Source organism: Pseudomonas sp. IC_126, from assembly GCF_004331835.1.
Lineage (GTDB): Bacteria > Pseudomonadota > Gammaproteobacteria > Pseudomonadales > Pseudomonadaceae > Stutzerimonas.
This window is the reverse complement of the sequence record NZ_SJSS01000007.1, coordinates 187,231-209,052: the sequence shown is the minus strand read 5'-3', so window position 1 is coordinate 209,052 and position 21,822 is coordinate 187,231. Positions and strand designations below refer to the sequence as shown.

General features: G+C 55.9%; 24 protein-coding genes. 11 read left to right on the top strand and 13 right to left on the bottom strand.

What is annotated here, in order from left to right; all coding sequences use genetic code 11:
• Window positions 1-250 precede the first annotated feature (250 nt).
• From radC to E0D86_RS19375, 5 genes are all read right to left on the bottom strand, one after another.
• Window positions 251-748, bottom strand: a complete 498-nt coding sequence (radC, locus tag E0D86_RS19395; RefSeq protein ID WP_131651686.1) for a DNA repair protein RadC — start codon at window positions 746-748, stop codon at window positions 251-253.
• Between the two features lie 29 nt (window positions 749-777).
• Window positions 778-1,683: a hydrolase or metal-binding protein gene (locus E0D86_RS19390; protein ID WP_131651685.1), complete on the bottom strand. Its 906-nt coding sequence runs from the start codon at window positions 1,681-1,683 to the stop codon at window positions 778-780.
• A gap of 90 nt (window positions 1,684-1,773) precedes the next feature.
• Entirely contained in the window at window positions 1,774-2,775 is a 1,002-nt protein-coding gene (locus E0D86_RS19385) for a YqaJ viral recombinase family protein (RefSeq protein ID WP_131651684.1), read from the bottom strand.
• An 88-nt stretch (window positions 2,776-2,863) separates the two neighbouring features.
• Window positions 2,864-3,832, bottom strand: a complete 969-nt coding sequence (locus tag E0D86_RS19380; protein WP_131651682.1) for a DUF932 domain-containing protein — start codon at window positions 3,830-3,832, stop codon at window positions 2,864-2,866.
• A 100-nt stretch (window positions 3,833-3,932) separates the two neighbouring features.
• Window positions 3,933-4,205, bottom strand: coding sequence for a hypothetical protein (locus E0D86_RS19375; RefSeq protein WP_256681277.1), 273 nt, complete (start codon window positions 4,203-4,205; stop codon window positions 3,933-3,935).
• Window positions 4,206-4,891: 686 nt separating this feature from the next.
• Here E0D86_RS19375 and E0D86_RS19370 point away from each other — a divergent pair.
• Complete coding sequence (locus E0D86_RS19370; protein WP_131651679.1) at window positions 4,892-5,371, top strand: YqhA family protein; 480 nt, start codon at window positions 4,892-4,894, stop codon at window positions 5,369-5,371.
• Between the two features lie 100 nt (window positions 5,372-5,471).
• A complete protein-coding gene (locus E0D86_RS19365; RefSeq protein ID WP_015278138.1) occupies window positions 5,472-6,119 on the top strand; it encodes a GNAT family N-acetyltransferase in 648 nt (215 codons plus the stop codon).
• A 638-nt stretch (window positions 6,120-6,757) separates the two neighbouring features.
• On the opposite strand, the gene E0D86_RS19355 is transcribed toward E0D86_RS19365, so the two are convergent.
• The 4 genes from E0D86_RS19355 to E0D86_RS19340 all read right to left on the bottom strand — a co-directional run bounded on the left by E0D86_RS19355 (window position 6,758) and on the right by E0D86_RS19340 (window position 10,616).
• A protein-coding gene (locus E0D86_RS19355) for an IS3 family transposase (RefSeq protein ID WP_131651678.1) occupies window positions 6,758-7,920 on the bottom strand; the annotation gives its coding sequence in 2 pieces (ribosomal slippage) (window positions 6,758-7,665 and window positions 7,665-7,920; 1,164 coding nt in all).
• Between the two features lie 226 nt (window positions 7,921-8,146).
• Window positions 8,147-8,575, bottom strand: coding sequence for an Arc family DNA-binding protein (locus E0D86_RS21785; RefSeq protein ID WP_131651676.1), 429 nt, complete (start codon window positions 8,573-8,575; stop codon window positions 8,147-8,149).
• 596 nt (window positions 8,576-9,171) lie between these two features.
• Window positions 9,172-9,690 (bottom strand): thermonuclease family protein, encoded by a 519-nt coding sequence (locus E0D86_RS19345; RefSeq protein ID WP_256681276.1) that lies wholly within the window; start codon window positions 9,688-9,690, stop codon window positions 9,172-9,174.
• A 218-nt stretch (window positions 9,691-9,908) separates the two neighbouring features.
• Window positions 9,909-10,616, bottom strand: coding sequence for an SOS response-associated peptidase family protein (locus E0D86_RS19340; RefSeq protein ID WP_131651674.1), 708 nt, complete (start codon window positions 10,614-10,616; stop codon window positions 9,909-9,911).
• Between the two features lie 82 nt (window positions 10,617-10,698).
• Between E0D86_RS19340 and E0D86_RS19335 the strand changes: the two genes are divergently transcribed.
• Together E0D86_RS19335 and umuC are read left to right on the top strand one after the other, a co-directional pair.
• Window positions 10,699-11,130 carry a LexA family transcriptional regulator gene (locus E0D86_RS19335; RefSeq protein ID WP_131651673.1) on the top strand — a complete coding sequence of 144 codons (432 nt, stop codon included), beginning with the start codon at window positions 10,699-10,701 and terminating at the stop codon, window positions 11,128-11,130.
• Entirely contained in the window at window positions 11,117-12,397 is a 1,281-nt protein-coding gene (umuC, locus tag E0D86_RS19330) for a translesion error-prone DNA polymerase V subunit UmuC (RefSeq protein WP_131651672.1), read from the top strand. The genes E0D86_RS19335 and umuC overlap by 14 nt, the downstream gene beginning before the upstream one ends.
• A gap of 103 nt (window positions 12,398-12,500) precedes the next feature.
• Here umuC and E0D86_RS22040 read toward each other — a convergent pair whose 3' ends face one another.
• Window positions 12,501-12,746: a DUF1652 domain-containing protein gene (locus E0D86_RS22040; RefSeq protein ID WP_131651671.1), complete on the bottom strand. Its 246-nt coding sequence runs from the start codon at window positions 12,744-12,746 to the stop codon at window positions 12,501-12,503.
• A gap of 134 nt (window positions 12,747-12,880) precedes the next feature.
• Window positions 12,881-13,237: a hypothetical protein gene (locus tag E0D86_RS19320; RefSeq protein ID WP_131651670.1), complete on the bottom strand. Its 357-nt coding sequence runs from the start codon at window positions 13,235-13,237 to the stop codon at window positions 12,881-12,883.
• A 95-nt stretch (window positions 13,238-13,332) separates the two neighbouring features.
• Here E0D86_RS19320 and E0D86_RS19315 point away from each other — a divergent pair, with 95 nt between their 5' ends.
• From E0D86_RS19315 to E0D86_RS19305, 3 genes are read left to right on the top strand one after another with little or no spacing between them, the layout of a single operon-like run.
• Complete coding sequence (locus E0D86_RS19315; protein WP_131651669.1) at window positions 13,333-14,895, top strand: recombinase family protein; 1,563 nt, start codon at window positions 13,333-13,335, stop codon at window positions 14,893-14,895.
• A gap of 8 nt (window positions 14,896-14,903) precedes the next feature.
• Window positions 14,904-15,806, top strand: a complete 903-nt coding sequence (locus E0D86_RS19310) for a plasmid partitioning protein RepB C-terminal domain-containing protein (RefSeq protein ID WP_131651711.1) — start codon at window positions 14,904-14,906, stop codon at window positions 15,804-15,806.
• Entirely contained in the window at window positions 15,806-16,711 is a 906-nt protein-coding gene (locus E0D86_RS19305; protein WP_131651710.1) for a plasmid partitioning protein RepB C-terminal domain-containing protein, read from the top strand. The genes E0D86_RS19310 and E0D86_RS19305 overlap by 1 nt, the downstream gene beginning before the upstream one ends.
• Before the next feature lie 61 nt (window positions 16,712-16,772).
• On the opposite strand, the gene E0D86_RS19300 is transcribed toward E0D86_RS19305, so the two are convergent.
• Window positions 16,773-17,084 (bottom strand): hypothetical protein, encoded by a 312-nt coding sequence (locus E0D86_RS19300; RefSeq protein WP_255964317.1) that lies wholly within the window; start codon window positions 17,082-17,084, stop codon window positions 16,773-16,775.
• Between the two features lie 209 nt (window positions 17,085-17,293).
• Entirely contained in the window at window positions 17,294-18,505 is a 1,212-nt protein-coding gene (locus E0D86_RS19295; protein WP_131651668.1) for a site-specific integrase, read from the bottom strand.
• Window positions 18,506-18,912: 407 nt separating this feature from the next.
• Between E0D86_RS19295 and E0D86_RS19290 the strand changes: the two genes are divergently transcribed.
• From E0D86_RS19290 to E0D86_RS19275, 4 genes are all read left to right on the top strand, one after another.
• Window positions 18,913-19,161: a CrfX protein gene (locus tag E0D86_RS19290; RefSeq protein WP_131651667.1), complete on the top strand. Its 249-nt coding sequence runs from the start codon at window positions 18,913-18,915 to the stop codon at window positions 19,159-19,161.
• A 2-nt stretch (window positions 19,162-19,163) separates the two neighbouring features.
• Window positions 19,164-19,994 (top strand): mechanosensitive ion channel domain-containing protein, encoded by an 831-nt coding sequence (locus E0D86_RS19285; RefSeq protein WP_131651666.1) that lies wholly within the window; start codon window positions 19,164-19,166, stop codon window positions 19,992-19,994.
• 83 nt (window positions 19,995-20,077) lie between these two features.
• The gene (gene sigX, locus E0D86_RS19280) at window positions 20,078-20,668 is read left to right on the top strand and encodes an RNA polymerase sigma factor SigX (protein ID WP_131651665.1); all 591 of its coding nucleotides are present in this window, start codon (window positions 20,078-20,080) and stop codon (window positions 20,666-20,668) included.
• Between the two features lie 99 nt (window positions 20,669-20,767).
• Window positions 20,768-21,760 carry an OmpA family protein gene (locus E0D86_RS19275; protein WP_131651664.1) on the top strand — a complete coding sequence of 331 codons (993 nt, stop codon included), beginning with the start codon at window positions 20,768-20,770 and terminating at the stop codon, window positions 21,758-21,760.
• The last annotated feature ends 62 nt before the right edge of the window (window positions 21,761-21,822 follow it).

The window sequence follows — 21,822 nt, the reverse complement described above, 5'->3', positions numbered from 1 at the left end:
TTAGCTGGAGCAAAAAAAATGCTAACCGCAGCGTGGGCCGCCGTTAAGCTGCCCGCGCCCGTTTATGCCGATATTGAAGGGTTTTTGTCAGTGCTTCCCTGGATAGTGCTGAAGATACAACAGGCCAGCAGAACCGGAAGCACTAGCAGGGGAAAGCGAACCAGCAATATCACCAACAGCAACGCCGCTACGCACCCCGCGAGAATCCCTACGAATACGAACAGAGCTGCAAGTACTTTGAGTATCGCCATCATAAGTACCCAAACTCAGCCAGTGATATACAGCCTTCACTGCCAACCACGGCGCGGTCGAGCGCCCGAACGCCGACGAGATCCAAAGCCGCTTTCAACTTACCGGTTAGCACGCGGTCTGCATGGCTTGGCTCGGGGTCGCCAGAGGGATGGTTGTGCACCAGGATCACTGCTGCAGCGTTGCATTGCAGCGCTAACTTGACGACTTCACGCGGGTAGACGCTGGCACTGTCGAGGGTGCCCCGGAACAGCTCGCGGAATGCGATCACTCGGTGCTTGCTGTCGAGCAGCAGGAGCGCGAAAACTTCATGTTCGTACCCAGCGAGCAAGGTTTGCAGATGGGTGAAGACTTGCTTGGGGTCGGTAAGCTTGCGTCCACGGCTCAATCTTTGGCTAGCCAGTTGCTGGGCCATGAGCAAGATGTCGGCCTCGGTTAGAGGCGACTCGACGAGGTAGGTCCCGGTAGTTTCGCCGGCCCTGAGTTTGTGCAGTTTCATGTTTCGCTCCATGGGTTGTCTGGCCGGCGTTAGGCATTCAGTGATTGAGGCTGGTATTGGGCTTCCAGCTTGTCAGCCAAACTGGGTTTACCCGTTAAGTGTGGTGCGGGTTTTGGACTTGGCTCTACGTTGTTGTCGACAGGGAAGAATTCCTCAACGACGGCCCCGGCGTCTTCCTCACTGTCCTCGAAGGCACCGTTGCTGAAGCCGCGTCGCGCCGCTTCATCCAGCCCAGCCTGGTCGAAGCCAGTGGCCTGCCGCTGTGCATCCAGCTCATTGGCGGTTCGGAGCGCCTCGGTCATGTCGATTCCGCTCCGCACCGTCAGGTCTACGTAGAAGATCGGTGTGCCATGGCTTTGCCGGGTGGACTTGCCACGCAGCCGCAGTTCCAGCGGCAGGCAGGCCAGGCGTTTGCCCGAGATGGCCTGGAAGTAGTGCAGGCGAGCAGCGAGGGTACGAATGCTGTTGAAGCCGGTGGTGCGGAACACGAAGCTGCCCAGAGGATCGTCATCGCCGACAAGAACGTTTAGCCTTCCATAGGGCTTGCACGCGCCGCCCTTGGCCAGCTGACAGGCATCCGGTGAAGGGCAGGGCAGGGACTGCATGCCTTCTTGGGTGACGCGCTTGCAGGTCTCTCCGTTACCGACGCACACCGGACGTCCAGTCTGTCGGTCAAATAAGGAGTAATCGGCGCGGAAATTCAGCTCCGGTTCGTTAAACAGCAGACGTACCGGGATGCTGCGCAGCTTGTCGTCCTTGCTTTGGCGCAGCTCATCGTTAAGCGGGTGCACCAGCCAGCCGTCTCGGCTCTGCACCTGAGAGGTAATGGTGAATTGATCATCCTTTTCAGGCAGGCGCTTGCCGTTCCTCTCGATGACCTTGCCGATGGAAATCCGCCCGAGCACCGGCGGGGTGATAGTCAGACCTTTGAGCATGATGATACTCCTGAAAACAAAAAGGCCAGCCACGCAGCTTGAACGGCGTGGTCTGGCCAAGGGGAGGGAAGGGGTTGAATGAAATAGAAATCAGCTGACCAAGAAGCGTCGTGCTCCGGGCTTGGTCAGCGAGTACCTGGCTTGCAGGTGCGGCCGCTCCTTGAGCAACCGAGCCACGTCGAAGCCAACGCTGTCCTTGGCTTTTCGCCACGTGATGTAGCCGTTGCTGAACTCTGCGCGACTGGCGTCGCCGATGGCCTGCTGCAGCATTTGCTTGAGCTCGGCTTCGCGCTTCTCCTTATCAGCGATTAACTGACGCAGCGCTTTAAGCTCGATGTACGCTGCCGTCAGCCCGGCATGGCGACTGAAGTCCACGGTTTGGCCGTCGTCCTGAGGGAACAGGCAGCGCAAAGCCGTTTCAGCCGAAGCCGAGCCATCGGCGGGTGGTGGCGTGTCGGTCTCGACGTACTCCCAAAACGCGCGCTCCAGTTCAATCAAGCGAGCAATCATCTGCTCGTCCCGTTCGATGCGGTGGATCTCCAAATGCTGACCGCCTAGCATCACCGCTACATCAGCCGCCTGCTTGCCGGTGACAGCGAGCTGGTGCATCACTTGTAACTGCACATACTCAGGCACGCCATCTTTCCAGAGGCGTGCCCCGTTTATGCCGGCTGTCTTGCACTCGAGGATCTGCACGTCATCGGCACCGATTACCTCGCGGTCGATATTGGCCAGCATCCAGGGCAACTCAGGATCGGGGTGCTGCAGCACGGCATTGACGCGGCGGACCTTATTCTTGGTGCGCTTGCTGTAATGCCAGGCCACGACCGGCTCCAGCACATTGCCCCAGTACATCGGACTTTCTTCATCGTGCGGATCTGCCTTGGGCAATGTGGTGTCACGCCCGGTCTTCTCCATCCACAGCTCCAGCTGTGATTTGTAGGGATTCAGGCCTACCGCAGCCGCGGCGTCCGAACTGCCGATGCCCTGCTTGCGGATCTGTAGCCAGTCTTCGCGGGGTAATTCCTTGGTACTGATCAGGCGCAGCGCCGGCCTTGTTTTGCGCGTGTTGCTCAATGGAGTCGCTTTCATAGCGGTCACCTTGCGGACATAGAAACGCCCGGTCAGCTATGAGGCTGACCGGGCGTTATAGGAAAAGGAGAGGGAGAGGGAAGAGCGGTTAGGCCACCAGTTGCAGGGCAGTATCTAACGCCCGCTGTTTGATCTGAGCACCCTGGCCGAACCAGGCCGAGTCCATGCGGTACTCGTTGCTGCGGGCACGACGCTCGTGGTCGACGTATTCAGTCACGGCGTTGAGCAGACCCCAAGCGGTGCCACGAGACGACTCCAGCTGGCTTCCACGCCCGCGCCCTTCATATAGCTCCTGGACTTTGCGCAGTGCTCGTTCATTGGGAAGCGCTTCAGGCATGGGTTTGTTAGGGCTGACCTCACACATGACATTCATGAAAAAGCCCATCGCTTCATGCCACTGGACTTTACGTTCGGCCAGATGGCGCATGCGGTACATAAAGTCGTCCCATTGCGAGACAGCGATGCCCAGCTGCTTCTTCACCATTTTTGGATCGAAGCGGGTGTTGTGCGGCACCTTGATTGCTCGAGTGGTGCCGTCCAAGGCGATGGTCAGTGTGTTATTGCAGACCACACGCACCGTAGTCGGCGTCGCGGTGGTGGCAAGAGTGCCGTCACAGGACGTGGCCAGCAGCAGGTAACCGTTCACCTGGTCGTTGCCCTTGAGCGCAGCGTTCTGCCCTGTACGGGCAAGTGCCCAAAATTTGCGACCTCCCTTTAGCACGCCAGCCGTTTCAAGCTCATAGCCAGAAACCTCGGTGAGGTCTCGATAGAACTCCAGCACCTCGCGTGGCTGAACCGTGTGGTACCGGTTTGAAACCACGGAAAGCGGTGCCTTGGTATCGGAGCGGAAGAGTACCTTCTGTTCGGGAAATGAATGGATCGCGCCAAGATGGCCGACGGCACCTGACTTGAAATAGACAGGGCTTTCCTGGATGTCCCAGTCCATACCGGCTTCACGCTGCCAGACTTCGATGGGTTGTTTCTGAGATAAGCGATTACCCAGGCCATGCCACGGGGTGGCGCCCGCGTAGGCCATGGTTTCGATGAGATGTGCCATATGAGCGTCTCCTTTGGGTGCGAGTCGGCATAAAGCGCTGCGCAACGCGCAGCACACCGATCGGGAAAAGTTGGGTTGAGATGGGACGAGCGGAGCCGGATCAGACCGGAAGGTTGAAGCGGTTAGCGCAAGCGAGACAGAGGTTGTTGGACAAGACGTGACGGTCCAGCTTGTCGCCTAGCTGAGCGCCTAACGCACAGCCGCCAACCCCACCAACCAAACCACCGAGGATCGCTCCCGATGCGGCTCCGATAGTGATGCCAACAGGCCCGGCGAGTGCGCCGATAGCTGCGCCAGCCTGACCGCCAGCCAGAGCAGCACTGACGCCACGAGCTGCACCGCCGATGGCGCCTACTGCAGCTGCAATCTTCATGGCGTGATGAAAAGAAGCGACTTTGGAAGAGTGACAGTGAGGGCATTGCAATGACATGAGGCGAGGCTCCTAGATACTGAAGTCATTGCAGTGATGTAGGACTGAGATTCTTTCGAATCCAGTTTAGCGGAGGGTGTCTTTGCACGTAGCGACCGGCAGCAACCGGCCAGAAGCGGCCACTAATTTCTTGGCAATCAACAGCAGAAAAAGCATTATGGAAACAACTGCTCACGCGCAGTCCCATCTTCGGCGGCATGGATGCCTTGCTTATCTCACACAAGCATTCATTCCTGCTAGCTTTGGCGACATGCTGTGAAGCGCGGGCTTATGCCGCATTCGGCTATAACTGGCTTATACCGCGTTCGATATAACGTCGCAGCAGAAGGGAGTGAAAGATGCATAAAACACTGATCCGCAAGAGAAAAGTCAACATTGTTAGCGAAATGTTAGGCTGCGTATTAGTCGAGCGTTCGGTCTAATCACTGTTAGTGGCTTTTCTCCAGGTCATGTCAGGGTCACGAACGTTTGAAGTAATCCAGCAGTAATCCGACAGCTCCAGTGTTCGGCTAACGCCGTAGAAAGCACAATCTAGAGGTTGATTAACGAGATAGTAGATGGTCCGGTGAAACCGACTAAGAGAAAATTGTGAGTCTGTAACTGACGTTGTGACGCGGCCCGGAGAAATTATGATCGAGAGAGTTTTCAGAAGTAGTCGGTTTATGGTGTGGGTGGCAGTCGTTATCTGTGCGGTGTCATCTTTGCTCTTGTATGGTGCCTCGGTTAACATAATCTGGAATACCGCACTGGATGTAGTACGTGATATACCTGTCTCTGCTGACGACGGCAAGAGCCTCGCGGTTCGCCTCCTGAAGCTGTTGGATCTCCTGCTGATCGCTATTACTTTTCAGATCATGGCGGTTAACCTGTATCGTCTGTTCATCCGTCCGGTGTCTGATGATGACAGAGAATCCCAAAACCCTCCGGACATTAAGAGCTTCCATGATTTGAAGATAACAGTAAGCCAAGTGGCTGTTGTGATACTGGTGGTTCTGTTCCTTGAGCAGGCGGTAGAGATTGGCGCTACGATCGCTACGTTATACTTTGGTGCTGCCATCGGTATCATTATTTTGGCCTCGGTATTCGCGTGGAAGAATATGAAAGACTGATGCACAGCACGCGGTTAGACGTCACCTGCTGGTTGCCTGAACTAGAGAGGCAACCACTCCGCAGAGAATGTAGGCGGCCAACGCTTCATGGGAGCCTGCTTTGGGCAAGAGCCAACGTCACGGGCGTCTGCCACTAACCAATCCAAGCATAGCGACACCATTTCGGTTGCGGCTTCGCCTTCACTACAAAGCTGCGCGTGTTGGCGGCGTTATGCGCATCCATAGAGAGGGTACTCTTATTATTGAAATCAGGAAGGCAGAAAAAGCGGACGTTCCTGCGATACTCGACCTTGTTCGAGGAAAAGCGGAATTCGATGGGTGTTTGAATTCGCTTCAATCTACGGAAGCTGACATTGAGGAAGCTTTCTTCTCCGAACAACCCAAGGCGTTTGCGCTCTTGGCCATGAAGTCAGGCGAGGCCGTGGGTATCGCGACGTACTACAGTATCTATTCCACGTTCATTGCCAAGCCTGGCATCTGGCTAGACGATCTGTTTGTCTATCCGCAGTTCCGGGGAAGCGGTGTGGGCGAAGCTCTACTCTCAGAGCTGTGTATCCTCGCTCAGAATACTGGCTGCGGGCGTATTGACTGGATCGTGGCTACCGACAATGATCGAGGAAGGAGCTTCTACGAGCGCTCGGGCGCTCGGATATTCGAAGAGGTACGGCGTGCCCGGTTAGATGAATGTGCGATCAACGCACTTGCAGAGAAAGCGCATAACAAAGCAATGCACCCGACAAGCGGGTGATTGCGGCGTTAGGCAAACACATGAAGATTTCAGCTGCAGCAAATACTCTCATTCCTGCCTTGCTAGTGCTAGAGCGAAACGGATATAAAATCACATCCTCAGAAGATGGCGAAACCTGGCCCTGCCTTTCGTAACCGCCGCTGTTTTTCCGGGCGGCGGTGACGGCCAGGCGGGGCGGCTTCGGTGGTTTTTTGTCCGTGGCGGCTTCACGTTTCGCGGTGTAAAGTGGCGCTGGGGTTGGTCGCTGTTTCGCCTGTGCGCCCATTCTCCGGCCTAACCCTACATTCGAGAGGGACTGGCCGATAAGCGTTCTTTTACGGCCTGCGGTTTCTTGAACTTTCGGGGCTCCGTTCACGTTTCGTGGCGGCCAGCCCCTCAATTTGAACGTTAGGCACAGTCAAACACGCAACAATCCAATTCTTTCAACCCAGAGGTCTCCCAACTATGAAAGTCAAACTTGTAGCATTAACAGCATTAGTCGCACTTACCTCAAATATTGCGAACGCAAACGAGCCCATCGTTGTAAATCAGGCAGTAACAGAGAAGGAAGCATTAACAGCTCAGCAAGCATGGTGTGCTGCTCTTCTTGATATCAACGCCGCATACGAAAAGGATGGAAAAGTAGCAGCGTGTAGTGGTCAACCCATCCCGGACAGTGGGTTAAGTTTTTCTTCGGCCACCGCTGGCGGCAGCCCGTCGTTGAATTGATGTGGTCTGATCCAGTTGTAGCGGTGCATCAGGTAATGGCTGATGTCTCGCTGAGCCTCCAAGGCTGTCAGATATCCAGTTGCGGGGATCCATTCCGACTTCAGGCTGCGGAAAAGGCGCTCCATCGGCGAGTTGTCCCAGCAATTTCCTCGGCGGCTCATGCTCTGCTGAATGCGGTAGCGCCATAGCCGTTGCCGGAAGAGGCGGCTGGCGTATTGGCTGCCCTGATCCGAATGAAATAGCACCTGTTGTGGCTGGCCGCGTTGTTCGTAAGCCATATCGAGAGCCTTAATCACTAGCTCGGCATCCGGCTTCGTGGAAAATGCCCAGCCAATCGTCCGTCGTGTGTACAGGTCCAGCACTGCGGCCAGGTAATGCCAGCGACCTTGTGCCCAGACGTAGGTAATGTCGCCGCACCACACCTGGTTCGGGCGCTGGACTGCGAACTCGCGGTTTAACCGATTCGGGATATCCGGGCGCTCAGTTGTGGCCTGTTTGTAAGCGTGCGAGCCCGGCTGCTTGCTGACGAGGCCCAGCTCACGCATCAACCGACGCACACGGAAACGGCCAATCGTCACGCCGTCTTCGCGCAACATGCCCAGAATGCTTCGGCTGCCAGCCGAGTCCCGACTTTGGCTAAACAACTCGTTGACCCGGCTACGTAGCGCAACGCGACGAGCATCGACACGGCAACGTCGAAGCCGATGGGTGTAGTAGCACGACCGCGGCACATCGAAAGCTGAACAGACCACTTCTACCGGCTCCTGCTCACTCAACTGGTCTATCAGCACGTACGATCGAGTTCGTCCGACATCAAGAGAGCGGTAGCCTTTTTTAATATCGCTTTCTCCCGCTCCAGCCGGTTGATCCGGGCTTCTAGCTCCTGAATCTTCTGCTGCTCGGGTGTCAACGCCTTGCTCTTCGGGGTAACGCCCTGGCGCTCCTCTTGCAGCTGTTTTACCCATCGGCGCAAGGCCGAATCCACCACGCCCAGCGAACGGCAGGCCTCGATATGGCTGTAGCCCTGATCCAAAATCAGGGCAGCAGCCTCTCGCTTGAACTCGGCGGAAAACGTACGTCGTTGCTTGCTCATCAGACACCTCTCTAACGGCGAGATTTTCGCCTAAATCGGTGTCCGGGATCAGTAGACCACTACACAAGCTACCCTGACTAGGAGACGGTGTCGGCGGAATTGGCCGAAGGCATCCCGTAGAGTTCCTGCCATGCATTTGCACCTGTCGGCGAGACGCTCTCAGGAGGTTTATGCAAAACGAATGGTTTCGGTCACCGTCGCAGGCACGATTTGTTAAAGGCTGCTGTCAGGTGCTGCGCTTTACAAAGTGCTTTTTCTTTCGAACTTCGACCTCAATCGACCTGCTGCCGACTTTCATTGTGGCGATGGTCTTGCGGCTCGGTTCGTGCGAATTGCTCTTGCCATCAGACTCGTAAGCTTCTTTCGACACGGGTTCTTCCGTTATCAGCGTTGCTTCAGCAATGGCTTCGTCTACTGCCCGTAATATCTTATCGCGCAGGATTCTCGCCACCTGGCTATCGATTATGCGGCACTCTTCAGCGGGCGTCAGTGGAGCGGATGAGGCTACCGGTACGTCTGCAGGCGAGAACGATTGCTCTAGGCGAGCAAGAATTTCGGCATTGATAGAGCGCCGATTCAGGACAGCTGCTTCCTCGACGCGCGTTTTGAGGCTCGTTGGCAAACGCAACTTGAATTGGGGGTCTTCTCTACTCATTGCTGATGTTGCACCACGGTGGTTTTGGTGATGGGGACTACGGTGGGTTAGTTTTATGCTTGAACCACCGTGGTTTATGGGCGCGCATCAAAGCAGAGATGCGCTGGCATCGCAACTGGTGTTTACCGAAGGGCATCGCTGGCCAAGCTGAAGCTCAGCGTACTGCGAGGTAGCCCTCTTGGCCTCTGCGCAAAGGACAAAATGATCTCTATCAATTCAGTGGACACAATCAGCTCCGGCAAGCGGATCCATACGCAACCACGGCTACTGCTTAATGGATCACGGCCACGGCGGGGGCATTTTTAGGCTGCTTCGCCGAGATCAGACCGAAGCGCTATCGGATCTAAGGGCTTGCGAGGCGCAGCTTAGAATCCAAGAGTGGCCGCAGCCGCATGTTGCTGGTTCGCAGTGGCGTAGGATGCGCACCGAGCCTGGATGGCTGATGGACCGCTGTGTAAAGCGCGCGATCTGGGATCATAGGTTGTAAACACGTTCAATCGAGCCCCGCTTCGGCGGGGCTTTATATCCTGCCAACGCTAATCGCAAGCAACAAATTTCATCTTGAAGCTGCGATCAGCTGCGCAGCGCGCTGAGGTTTACCGGCAAATGGCCTCGCATGGCGTGCCGTCTCCATCCCCATCGATGCGAGGGTTGCCACACTGCAGCAGCTGATAGCGTGCCTCTGCGCACCCACTCATCATTTTGCATGACTTGATTACGCTACAGGTGAAAGCGCCGGCAGCTTGGGTTGCTGCGCGAGCAGTGACCTGCTGTGCCGACCCACCGTTCCGGCGCTCTTTCCGCCAATCCCAGGGGGCCTGCTGGTCAGATTTGGGCAAGGACCAGATGCCGCGCTTGAAGTGTTTGGCCGTGGTTTCGAGGTCTAGCAGAGACCGGTCCTTCAGATAGTCGCGGTACACCCAGGCGGAGCCAGTGCGGACCATCTCGGCGTTCACGTCAGTGCTGCCGACCTTGACCCGCGCAACCGTCCGGCCGTAACGGTCGCGATCCTGGACAGTCAGCGTCACGTCCTTGGCGAAGATGTAGTCGGATAATGCCTGGCGAGCTCGGGTTCCGTATGGCTGCGCCTTTTCCGGCGTATCGATTTCGGCCATTCGTACTTTCACTTGCTGTTTCGCTGAGGTAAGGCAGGTGAACGTGTCACCGTCACTAATCCCGACAACACGACAATCAATCGTTTCGGCTGCAGCGGGAAAGGCGGTGACGAGCAAGGCGGCAAGTAGGAGTCGCAGCATGATGGGGTCCGAGCGAGTAGAGGCGCGGGAGGTTATCAGGCCGACCACTCGCCGAACAGGGACCCACGTCTCATCAGCTACAGCACCGGATCGCTGATCCGCTTTATAAGGTGGTCGCCCTCGTTTCGCACATTGCCGACCGCAGCCGACACGGGATACCAGTCAAATTCATCGACCGATAGACCATGCTTGATGGCGATCTCTTCGGCTTCATCTGGCGGCAGTTCCGGCTCCATCCAGCGGGCGGCACACTCAGGCGAGAGCACAAGCGGCCTGCGGTCGTGAATGTCCAGCATCCCAGCGTCGCTGGAGGAGGTGATGATCACGAACCCATCGTCGTCCTTCGGCTCAAGCATACCGTGGCGCTGGAACTGGCCAATCGCTGCGAAGAAGCACGGTTCGCCCGTCTTGAGCTGGATCAGATAGGGCTGCTTGAGCTTCGGATTGACCTCGTGCTTCTTCCATTCATACCAGCCATCCGCCGGCACGATTGCTCTGCCAGTCTTCCAGACGTCTCGGAAGAACTTCGATGTGGCTGCCGTCTCTACCCTGGCGTTGATCGCTGAAGGCCTTTTTCCCTGCGCCCAGAACGGGGCATACCCCCACGTGACCGGCTCCATGCGAAGCCCGTCCTCGTCCTGATGCAGCAGCTGGACCTTTGATTGTGGCGGTACGTTGTAGCGGTTGATCGGCTCAGGGTCTAACCCTGAAAGCAGGGGCAGCTGTATGCCGAGCTTGTCCAAGTACTCATACGCTTCTCTGTACTGAGCGAATCGTCCACACATACTGCCTCCACACGTCTACTTCGATTGACCCCGTCATGGTGCGCGGCATACTGTACGTACATACAGCATCCAGGTCTTCGCCATGCCCGTTTATATCTTGGGACCTACCACTCCCTCCACAATTGCACTGCCGTTCTTCAGTTTCGTCGTGCCAGCCGGGTTTCCCAGCCCGGCGCAGGATCATTTGGAGGACAGTATTTCGCTCGATGAGTTGATGAACATCCGAGCGCCTCATACCTACCTGGCGCGTGCGGGTGGCGACAGCATGATCCACGTCGGTATTTTCGACCGAGACATACTGGTCGTCGAACGAGGGCGCGATGCTGAGAAAGGCGAGGTCATCATCGCGGCGCTTAACAATGAGCCCCTGGTTAAGATCTTTGATCGAGACGGCGGTCAGGTCATCTTGCGCTCGGCCAACCCAAAATATCCACCGCGCTATCTGCTAGAAAGCGAGGAGCTCTATGTCTGGGGGGTGGTGCCTTACAGCATCAGAATCCATGGCAAATACTGAGCGGGTGATTGCCCTGGTTGATTGCAATTCGTTCTATGCCAGCTGTGAACGAGTTTTCCGACCGGATCTGCGACGCACCCCGATCGTAGTGCTCTCGAATAACGACGGCTGCGTGATCGCTCGCTCAGCCGAGGCCAAAGCACTGGGCATCAAAATGGGCGCTCCGTATTTCCAGATTCGCCGCAACCTGGAGAGATGGGGTGTGGTGGTCTTCTCCAGCAACTACGCACTGTATGGCGATATAAGCGAACGGGTGATGACGGTTATCGAGGGGCTGGTCCCGGCTGTCGAGGTCTATTCGATCGACGAAGCCTTCGCCGATCTGACTGGCGTGCCTGATGTGGAAACGCTCGGCAGGCGCATTCGCGCGCAGGTCCTCGCATGCACAGGCATTCCGGTCGGGGTAGGTATCGCTGGTACAAAGACGCTGGCGAAGCTGGCGAACCATTCGGCGAAGCGCTGGCAAAAGCAAACCGGCGGGGTAGTGGACCTGCTTGATCCAGTGCGGCGCGACAAGGTTTTGCGCGTAACGGATGTGAGCGACGTTTGGGGCATCGGCCGGCGTATGACCGAGCACTTAAATAGCATCGGGATCCGCACTGCTTGGGATCTTGCCTGCGCGGACGCCTGGACGTTGCGCAAGCAGTTTAGCGTCGTGGTAGAGAAAACCGCACGTGAACTCCGTGGTACGCCGTGCCTCGATTTGGAAGAAGCGGCACCGCCAAAGCAGGAGATTTGCTGCTCAAGGATGTTCGGCAAGCGCCTCCTTGACCTGGAGCCGATCCGGGAGGCAGTAGCAGCGTATACCGCTCAAGCCGCTGAGAAACTACGGGCTCAACAGTCCATGTGCAAACGCGTGCGGGTGAGTATCCGCACCGGGATGTTCAATCCAGATGAACCCAAGTTTGCTAAGGGAGTGGTCTGTGAGCTGCCCTATCCAACGGACGACACCAGATACATCACCCGTGCGGCCATCGCTGGCCTGGAGCACGTATATCGTGAGGGCTTTTCGTTCAGCAAGGCCGAGGTGCTGCTGATGGATCTTCGACAGCGCGGCGAGTACACCGATGATCTCTTTGCCGAAACCCAGCCCGCCGCTTCTGAGCGGGTCATGGGCGTGCTCGATGCTATCAATGCGAAGTGGGGGCGCAATACGCTAAGGCCGGGTCGCGTACCCACCGAGCCCGATTGGGGCATGCGGCGGGACATGATGAGTCAAAGCTTTACGACGCGCATCGATCAGCTTTGGCTGGTGCAGTGTAAATAAGCGGAGAGGTAGGGAAGCCTTTTACCGCGCGCAGTGCTGGCAGCAAGGCCGAGATGCCACATCGCAGCTCTGTTAGGCTTTCATCGAAAATAGTCGTCCCGACCTAGGCGCGTCTGAGAGCGAAACCCTCAAGCTCGTCGCGCAATTCATATACCAGCTTAGCGATACCTTGGCTGGTTGCGACCTGTGAAATGGGTATGCCTGAAACGATGAGGTGGGTCTGACCTGTTTCCCGCTCATATACGTGGAGCCGGACACTGAACTGGTCGTGCCGAAAACTGCATGAGAGGGGTTTGAATGCGCGCTCGAGTTCTACGCGAGCGCTTAGGGATTGGCGCTTCGTGATCATTGGAGAACCTCCTTGTTGTCCAAGTGCGGCACGGTAGCTAGTAAGGAGCTAACGGTAAACATCGGTTAGCTTGAAACGTGACCCATTCGAGCGATTCTGAGCGTTATCCATTGCTTTGGCCAAAGGCGTCCGTGTCACGTTATCTGCACACCGCCCAGATAGAGAAAGGCGTCGATTCCTTCGACTGCTGCCTGAAGTCTTTTCCGTAGCAACGGGAGCTCAAGGACCGTTCCGGCAAACGGCCTGTCCGCCATGGCCATTATTGCAGCTAGCGTCACGTCAGAATTTTTGATCAAGGCAATGAGATGTTCGCCTCTAGGCCCGCTGGAGCCCGCCATCCAGTTTTTTACAGTCCTTTCGTTAGCGTTCGTCCAACGCATTAATGTTTTCGCCGCCTGGTGAGTTGTTCCCAGCTCCAAACGCAGCGCCTTGGCTAAATCCTCCGCGTACTGCTCGTGACTGAGAAAAGAATTGCCCGTTTTCGTCATCATTTTTCGGGTCTCCATCTTCTATCTTTTCCAAATCTTGAAATGGCCTCGCGGTAAACCTCTGCCGAAACGATGGCCCTGCTGAGGGCTAACTGCCGATGCAAACGAATGTCGGAAACTATGCACATACCTCTTCCAGCTCTTCGCTGGCAGCGGCATATGTCCGAATGTCCACTGAGCATCAGCAGTACTCGACGGAAAATCAGCTCGACACCATCCGGCTATACGCAGCAGCCCATTCCCTTGAAATCGTGCAGGTGTATACCGATGCGGGGAAGAGTGGTCTTCTGCTTGAAGGGCGAGATGCGCTCAAGCAACTGTTTCAAGATGTCGAAAGCGGCCACGCTAACTATTCGACCATCTTGGTCTATGACGTTAGTCGGTGGGGACGATTTCAGGATCCAGATATAAGCGCAAGCTACGAAGTACGCTGTCGGCAGATGGGGGTTTCTGTTCAGTATTGTGCTGAGCAGTTCACTAACGACGGCTCACCCGTCTCCAACATCATCAAAAGCGTTAAGCGAATGATGGCGGGCGAGTACAGCCGGGAGCTGTCCGTCAAAGTCTTTGCGGGGCAGTCCCGATTGATCGAAATGGGGTATCGGCAAGGTGGTGCCGCAGGGTATGGCCTGCGCCGCCAGTTGCTAGACGCGTCGGGGTTGCCGAAGTACGAACTGGGCGTTGGCGAGCACAAGAGCATTCAGACTGACAGAGTGGTGCTCGTGCCCGGTCCCAGTGAAGAGGTCGAGCTCGTTCAACGTATTTACAGGCTATTCGTAGACGAGGGCAGAAGCGAGCGTGAGATCGCGCACTGGTTGAACGCTCGCGGCATCCTGACCGATCTATCCCGGCCCTGGTCCCGTGGTGCCGTCCACCAAGTTCTAATCAACGAGAAGTACATTGGCAACAATGTATGGAACCGAACGTCTTTTAAGCTGAAGCAGGCACGGAGGCGAAACGGGCCAGAGCACTGGGTGAGGGCAGATGGGGCCTATCGGCCAATTGTGAGCGAACTTCTTTTCAAAGCCGCCAGAGCAATCATTGACGCACGCTCGTACCGTATGCCGGACGAGGAGATGCTTCGCTTGCTCAGGACCATCCATGAGCGCTGTGGATGTTTATCAGGGCTGGTTATTGATGAAGCAGAGGGCTGCCCGTCGAGCAGTGCCTACCAGTATCGATTTGGCAGTCTGCTGCGGTGCTATTCGCTGATTGGCTATACGCCTGGTCGGGACTATCAGTATTTAGAGGCAAATCGTCGGCTGCGCCTGTTGCATCCGGGGCTCCTTCAACAAACGATCAATCAGATCAGAGCCGTAGGTGGACGGGTCGATATCGAAGATGACACCGGGATGCTGTCTATCAATCAAGAGATAAGGCTCTCGGTGGTTCTGTGCAGGTGCCAGTTTACGGCTGCAGGTGCCAGACGTTGGAAGATTCGCTTCGATCTGGGTTTGAATCCGGACCTAACGGTTGCAGTGCGCATGTGCGAGGGCGAAGAGCGCGCCCTCGATTACTACGTGCTTCCAACCGTCGACATGACCGCGTCCCAGCTACGCGTGGCCGACAACAACCAGGCCGACGTTGAAATCTATCGCTTCGATTCACTGGAAGTCATTTCGCAACTGTCACGCCGCAGTGCGTACAGGAGGACAGCATGACGACCTCCATGTCGGCGAAAAAGGCTGCGCTTCATATTTCAGATGCCTCAACCATCAGGCTCATCCCACTTGATCGGATCAGGGTGCTCAATCCTCGGGTACGCAACAAGCAGGTATTTGCCAAACTAGTAGAAAACATCGCAACGATAGGGCTCAAACGGCCGATCACAGTGACCTGCACCACCGACGGCGGCGGCGAACGTTTCGAGGTTGTCTGCGGCCAGGGACGTTTCGAGGCGTTTCAAGCGCTTGGAGAAGCGAGCATTCCCTGCATCGTTGTCAGTGCCAGCGAGGCGGATCGATTTCTGATTAGTCTCGTGGAAAATCTCGCTCGCAGAAAACACTCCAATCGTGACCTGCTCATGTCTATCCAGATTCTTTCGGAACGGGGCTATTCCGTTAAAGAGATCGCGAGCAAAACGAGCCTAGACCCGACCTACATCAATTGCATTCTGCTTTTACTACGGCAGGGGGAGGAGCGTTTGATTTCGGCGGTTGAAAAAGGCTGGCTACCAATGAAAATCGCCACGGAAATCGCCCGATCTGACGACGGTGAAATCCAGCAAGCCATGATCGAGGCTTACGAAACCGGTGTGCTCAAGGGCGAGCAGCTAATTAAGGTGCGACGGCTGATCGACAGGCGCAACGCGATCGGCAAACGCTATGGGCAACGAGCCCATTCCGATCGTCCCACCACTCCCCAGAAATTGCTCAATACCTACCAGGCCGAAGTTCGACGCCAGAAGGTGATGATCAAAAAAGCAGACATCAGCGAGCAGCGCTTGCTGATCATCGTTACTGCAGTGAGAAAGCTGCTGGCCGACGACTATTTCGCCGCGCTGCTACGCAATCAAGATATTCAAGATATGCCGCGGCCTCTAGCGGACCGTATCAACGGCGAGGCGACATGATGGGACAGGTAAAGCAGGCATTTGAAAAACAGGTCGTTGCGATCCCTTTGGATCGCATCCTACCGACACGCCAAGTGGACAAGGGCATCCAAGGCAGCAAGAAATACGCATCCATTCTCAGCTCAATTCGAGAGCTCGGGGTGGTCGAGCCGTTGGCAGTGCATCCCCAACCGGCCGTGGATCAAGGTGTCGCTTCCTACATCCTGCTCGATGGACATCTTCGGTTGGAGGCCCTGAAGGAGCTAGGTGGGGTAGACGCTCTATGCCTGATATCCACGGATGACGAAGGCTTCACCTACAACCGTCAAATCAATCGATTAACCCCGATACAAGAGCACAAGATGATTCTTGCTGCACTAAATAAAGGAATTGACCCTGCACGGATTGCACGGGTGCTTGGCGTCAATGTTGATCGAATCCATCACCGGCGCAGCTTGTTGGACGGCATTGCACCTGAGGTCGCTGAGATGCTCAAGGTCAAGATGGTTGCCCAGGATGTCTTTCGAGTCCTGCGAAAAATGAAACCGATGCGGCAGATCGAAACCGTCGAAATGATGATGTCAGCTAATTGCTTCACGCTGAGCTATGCCCAGATGGTCCTGGCGGCGACGCGACCGGAAATGCTCACCGAGAGAAAGAAAAAGCCTAGCGGCGACGACAATGCCCTCGACATTGCCCGCATGGAACGCGAGATGGAGAACCTTCAGCACGACTACAAGCAAGTGGAGGATACATTGGGTGAAACTATGCTGGTGCTAGTGGTCGCTAAAGGATACCTCCTTCGAATGCTTAGAAACGAAGCGATCTCAGGATACCTGCATCATCATCATGCCGATTTGCTGGAAGAGCTGGTTTCGATCATGGAAGCGGTCAGTTCTGATGCTCGACATTTAGAGCGTGAGTAATTCGGCCCCGGATAGCGAAGGTTGCTGCGTTAGCTTTCTCAATTGGGAGCAGCTCGGATCCTTACCGACTTGCTCGGAAGAGCTGTCCCTTCAAATGCTCTACTTGTCCCTTCTCAGCCCTCAGGCCAGCGGCCAGTTCAGCCTTCTCGCTCTCCAACCGCCGGATGATTTCGCCGAGGCTCTGTACGAGGCCGCGCAGCACACTGAGCTCCGCCTGGTATTGCTGTGTATGCAGCCATTGCAACCAGAGCCCGATTGTCAGTACTAGTACCAAGCCAAACGAACCGCCCATCACCACCCACGCTATGCTCATCGCATCCATCGCCAATTCCCTCTGTTCACTTGCCGTGAGTACGGCCGACAACTTGAACATATGTCGTCATTTGCGACAGGTCGATATTGTTCGCATAAACAGGTAAACAAAGGCAGCAGGTTTTGTCTGGCATTTTACGCGTGACGTACAGCTGTGCTCCGCCTTTGGCGCGGTTACGGTAAAGGGGATAGCGAAGCTTTGCAGCTTGCTGTCATGACTCTTTACATATCTGGTCAGCAAGCCGAATCACCGCAGCGGGTCTCCTGGCGTTAACCTAGTCGCCCTGTCGCATACAGCGCCCAGTCAGTCATCAGGGCTCGCCGTTTCTCCAAAATATCCCCCCGCCAGTAAGCCGCCTCGACATTTCCTGCCGTGCTGTGAGCTAGTGCCATCTCGCACACTTCTCGCGGATAGTTGGTCTGCTCTGCAGCCCAGTCGCGGAAGGTACTGCGGAAGCCATGCATGGTGAGATCACCGCGTCCCATCCGCCGCAGCCCCATTAACATCGCCATGTTCGACAGATGTTTGCCGGTGCGAGCGCCAGGGAAAAGGTGTGCGTTGCCTGCAATTTTCGGCAAACTGCGTAGCGTTTCCTTCGCAGCCTCGGACAGGGGGATTCTGTGCGCCTTACCGCCTTTCATCCGTGATGCAGGAATTACCCAGCTACTCGCGTCAAGGTCAATCTCAGTCCACATTGCGCCTAGTACTTCAGACGTACGGCAAGCCGTCAGGATGGTAAGCCGTATGGCCTTATGCGTTAGCTCGTCATGCTTCGTCAGCTCACCGAAAAAAACAGGAAGCTCAGGCCAAGGCAGCGCGTTGTGGTGCGAGGTAGCGCGTACTTTTGATCGCTTAGGAAGTAATTTGTCCAAATGCCCGCGCCATCGCGCTGGGTTCTCACCTTCACGTAGGCCACGTGCCTTAGCAGCATCTAAAACCAGCTCGATGCGGTTGCGAAGGCGACTGGCTGTCTCAGGTTTATGCGTCCATATAGGCTGAAGAATTTTTAAGATATGCGATGTGGTGACATCCGCAGCCGGTAGGTGCCCGATGATCGGCTCGGCATAGGTAGCGAGTGTGTTTTCCCACTGTTGAGCATGCTTGGCATTCTTCCAGCCGCTTCGGTGGGCCTCAATGTAAGAGCCGGCAACGTCTTTAAACGGAGTTGCCTTAGCGAGCTCCGCTTGCTGCAACTGGCGCTTCGCTTCCCGACTTTTGTCCCGAGCTTCAAGCGGATCCACGCCCGATTTGGATAATTTTCGCGGTTCGAGGGCTTTTTCTCGAGCCTCGCTTAGGCTCGTCTCGGGATATTTTCCCAGCCCCATATAACGGCTTTTTCCCTGGACCTTGTATCGGAACACCCAGCTGGCTCCCGCTCCCCCTGAATTGATTTTCAGGTAAAGGCCGTCGCCGTCACCGGTGAGACCGGGGACACCAGCACGAATGAGTTTTTCTGTAGTTTTTGCGGTTAGCTTACCCATGACCCTATTTCCTGAGTCCACACTTTGGTCCACACTTTGGTGCTGGATTCTGGTGGACCTTTATGGATGTAAAGGAACGAATAATACGCTGGAGACCCCATCTGGCATAGGGATCGCCACACCGTCGTGTACTTCAGTGGACGATAGTTTGGCGGACACCTCCTCCGCCATATCGCAACGTGAAGGCCCCGTTTCCGGGGCCTTCAGCGTTTCTGGGAAGAAGAAAGTAAGTGCTCCCATCTTCTTCCCAAGCAAGACAGAGCATCAGGCTGAATGCATCCTCACCGGCTGTTCGACGTTGGCGCGGCAGGAATTCCGAAAGTCCGTATGGGGTTGCGGCGGGATGCGCGACAAATGTGACCCGCCATAGCGATATGCCGTCTAGATCGGACTGTAGGGAGGTAACCATGCGCGATCCTTTTGAAGAATCCTTGCGTGACATGCTTAACGCCCAGACCGCACATGATGACGACGCTTGTCTGGATCGCGTGTTGAAGACCGCCAACCGCCAGGTTGGCGCTGGCGACCTGTTCGGTCTGATGGGCCATTGTGTGCAGGCCGTGCTGATTGCTCTCAGCAGCGGTGCACCACACACCTCGACTGTCGCGCGCCGCCGTTCTTCGTCCCATTCTTCTTCTTTCGATAGGGCTGACTGATCATGGAACTCGATCCCTGGAGCCAGAGCTTACTAGGTGCGATGAGCGCGCTTTGGGCTCCTGTTGCTGCGTTCATACCGCGTTTGTTTGGCGCGTTACTGGTCGTAGCCGTCGGCTTTGTGGTTGCCAAGCTGTTGGACACCTTGCTATCCAAGGTTCTGGCGAAGGTGGGTGTGGACCGACTCGTTGCCGGCACCGGGGTAACCAAGTTGCTTGGGCGTGCCGGGATTCGCCTGCCGATATCGGCCCTGATCGGAAAGATCGTCTATTGGTTCGTGCTGTTGATTTTCCTTGTGTCGGCTGCCGAATCTCTGGGTCTCGCTCGAGTTTCCGCGACACTGGATATGCTCGCGCTGTATGTCCCGAAGGTCTTCGGCGCAGGAGTGATTCTGCTTGTCGGCGTGCTGCTGGCCCAGTTGGTCAATGGCCTGGTTCGTGGCGCTGCAGAAGGTGTTGGTCTCGAGTATGCCAGCGGGCTCGCGCGGATCGCTCAGGGGCTGGTGATCATCATCATCATTTCGGTCGCAATCGGTCAGCTCGAAGTCAAAACCGAGCTGCTCAACTATGTGATCGCGATTGCTCTGATCTCCGTTGGTTTGGCCGCAGCGCTGGCGCTGGGCCTCGGGAGCCGTGAACTGGTCAGCCAGATCCTTGCAGGCATTTATGTTCGCGAACTCTATGAAGTCGGCCAGCGGGTACGTCTTGAGGGATCGCAGCTGGAAGGCGAAATAGAAGAGATCGGCACAGCCAAGACCTTGTTGCTCACCGATGAAGGTGAGCTGGTCTCGGTCGCAAATAGAGTGCTGCTGGAGCAGCGCGTAAGCAGCCGTTAGGCCCGGTAATCTGCTAAAGTGCGCCGCCCCTTTTCGATGTCTACCGTGAACGGCGGCCACGACTTTTGCCGGTTCGAAGCGTCTTGACTAAAACCCATCCATCTACCACGAGCTACGATCCGCGCCAGCTTTCCGATGAAGAGCTGGTGCAGCGTGCCCATGCCGAGCTGTTCCATATAACGCGTGCTTACGAAGAGCTGATGCGAAGGTATCAGCGTACTCTTTTCAATGTATGTGCTCGTTACTTGGGAAACGACCGAGACGCGGATGATGTTTGCCAAGAAGTAATGCTCAAGGTTTTGTACGGTTTGAAGAACTTTGAGGGCAAGTCAAAGTTCAAGACCTGGCTGTACAGCATTACCTACAATGAGTGCATTACCCAGTATCGAAAAGAGCGGCGCAAGCGGCGCTTACTTGATGCGCTAAGTCTCGATCCGGTCGAAGAAGCTTCCGAGGAAAAAGCGCCGAACATCGAGGAAAAGGCGGGGCTAGACAAGTGGCTGGTTCATGTGAACCAAATTGATCGGGAGATTCTGGTTCTGCGTTTCGTAGCGGAGCTCGAGTTTCAGGAAATTGCCGATATTATGCACATGGGTTTAAGCGCAACGAAGATGCGATACAAGCGCGCACTGGATAAGCTGCGCGAAAAATTTTCGGGAATCACTGAAACTTAACGGCAACAAGCTGTCCTATTGATAGCGAACAGCTTGGGCCTACAGACAGCCGGTTTCCTTAGATTGTTCTGATACTCACCACCAGATGGGGATTTACGGATGAAACTTAAAAACACCTTGGGCGTTGTAATTAGCTCTATGGTTGCAGCCACTTCGCTTAGCGCGCTTGCCCAAGGGCAGGGTGCAGTAGAGGTGGAAGCATTCGGCAAGCACTACTTCTCCGACAGCGCCCGTGGCTTCGAAGACGAAGGCGAGCTTTATGGCGCTGGCGTCAGCTATTTTCTCACCGACGACGTCTCCCTGGGCCTGTCCTATGGTGAGTATCACGACGTCACTTCGGACGATCCGGTAGCGGGCGGCGGCCACAAGAACATCAAGGGTAGCCTGACCTCCCTCGACGCGGCCTACCACTTCGGTCAGCCGGGTGTCGGGCTGCGGCCTTACGTCTCCGCTGGTATGGCTCACCAGAGCATCGGCCAGGCTGATCGTAGCGGTCGTAACCACAGCACCTTCGCGAACATTGGTGCCGGTCTGAAGTATTACTTCACCGAGAACTTCTTCGCCAAAGCCAGCGTTGATGGCATGCACAACATCGATGCTGGTGACAGCGAGTGGATGGCTGGCGTAGGCGTTGGTCTGAACTTTGGTGGCGGTGCGCAGCAACAGGTTGCCCAAGTCGAGCCTACTCCTGAGCCCGCACCGGCTCCGATCGTCGACAACGAGCCAGAGCCGGAACCAGAACTGGTTCGCGTTGAGCTCGACGTCAAGTTCGACTTTGACAGGGCCCGCGTACGCGAAGAAAGCTACAGCGACATCAAGAACCTGGCTGACTTCATGCAACAGTACCCGCAGACCAGCACGACCGTTGAAGGTCACACTGACTCCGTCGGTACCGATCAGTACAACCAACGCCTGTCCGAGCGTCGTGCTCAGGCTGTTCGCGAAGTCCTGGTCAATCAATACGGTGTCGAAAGCCAGCGTGTTGACTCGGTCGGTTATGGTGAAGCTCGTCCGGTTGCCGACAACAGCACCGACGAAGGTCGTCAGATCAACCGCCGTGTAGAGGCCGAAGTCGAAGCACAGGTTCGTTGATTCGTATCTGACTTCACGAAGCCCAGTGCCATAAGGCTGTTCCTCAGGTAGAACGGCCTTAT

Bases quoted from the DNA above. Each gene is read 5' to 3' on its own strand.
- radC (WP_131651686.1), bottom strand. From the start codon at position 748: ATGAAACTGCACAAACTCAGGGCCGGCGAAACTACCGGGACCTACCTC.
- E0D86_RS19390 (WP_131651685.1), bottom strand. From the start codon at position 1,683: ATGCTCAAAGGTCTGACTATCACCCCGCCGGTGCTCGGGCGGATTTCC.
- E0D86_RS19385 (WP_131651684.1), bottom strand. From the start codon at position 2,775: ATGAAAGCGACTCCATTGAGCAACACGCGCAAAACAAGGCCGGCGCTG.
- E0D86_RS19380 (WP_131651682.1), bottom strand. From the start codon at position 3,832: ATGGCACATCTCATCGAAACCATGGCCTACGCGGGCGCCACCCCGTGG.
- E0D86_RS19375 (WP_256681277.1), bottom strand. From the start codon at position 4,205: ATGAAGATTGCAGCTGCAGTAGGCGCCATCGGCGGTGCAGCTCGTGGC.
- E0D86_RS19370 (WP_131651679.1), top strand. From the start codon at position 4,892: ATGATCGAGAGAGTTTTCAGAAGTAGTCGGTTTATGGTGTGGGTGGCA.
- E0D86_RS21785 (WP_131651676.1), bottom strand. From the start codon at position 8,575: ATGAGTAGAGAAGACCCCCAATTCAAGTTGCGTTTGCCAACGAGCCTC.
- E0D86_RS19345 (WP_256681276.1), bottom strand. From the start codon at position 9,690: ATGGCCGAAATCGATACGCCGGAAAAGGCGCAGCCATACGGAACCCGA.
- E0D86_RS19340 (WP_131651674.1), bottom strand. From the start codon at position 10,616: ATGTGTGGACGATTCGCTCAGTACAGAGAAGCGTATGAGTACTTGGAC.
- E0D86_RS19335 (WP_131651673.1), top strand. From the start codon at position 10,699: ATGCCCGTTTATATCTTGGGACCTACCACTCCCTCCACAATTGCACTG.
- umuC (WP_131651672.1), top strand. From the start codon at position 11,117: ATGGCAAATACTGAGCGGGTGATTGCCCTGGTTGATTGCAATTCGTTC.
- E0D86_RS22040 (WP_131651671.1), bottom strand. From the start codon at position 12,746: ATGATCACGAAGCGCCAATCCCTAAGCGCTCGCGTAGAACTCGAGCGC.
- E0D86_RS19320 (WP_131651670.1), bottom strand. From the start codon at position 13,237: ATGATGACGAAAACGGGCAATTCTTTTCTCAGTCACGAGCAGTACGCG.
- E0D86_RS19315 (WP_131651669.1), top strand. From the start codon at position 13,333: ATGCAAACGAATGTCGGAAACTATGCACATACCTCTTCCAGCTCTTCG.
- E0D86_RS19310 (WP_131651711.1), top strand. From the start codon at position 14,904: ATGTCGGCGAAAAAGGCTGCGCTTCATATTTCAGATGCCTCAACCATC.
- E0D86_RS19305 (WP_131651710.1), top strand. From the start codon at position 15,806: ATGGGACAGGTAAAGCAGGCATTTGAAAAACAGGTCGTTGCGATCCCT.
- E0D86_RS19300 (WP_255964317.1), bottom strand. From the start codon at position 17,084: ATGTTCAAGTTGTCGGCCGTACTCACGGCAAGTGAACAGAGGGAATTG.
- E0D86_RS19295 (WP_131651668.1), bottom strand. From the start codon at position 18,505: ATGGGTAAGCTAACCGCAAAAACTACAGAAAAACTCATTCGTGCTGGT.
- E0D86_RS19290 (WP_131651667.1), top strand. From the start codon at position 18,913: ATGCGCGATCCTTTTGAAGAATCCTTGCGTGACATGCTTAACGCCCAG.
- E0D86_RS19285 (WP_131651666.1), top strand. From the start codon at position 19,164: ATGGAACTCGATCCCTGGAGCCAGAGCTTACTAGGTGCGATGAGCGCG.
- E0D86_RS19275 (WP_131651664.1), top strand. From the start codon at position 20,768: ATGAAACTTAAAAACACCTTGGGCGTTGTAATTAGCTCTATGGTTGCA.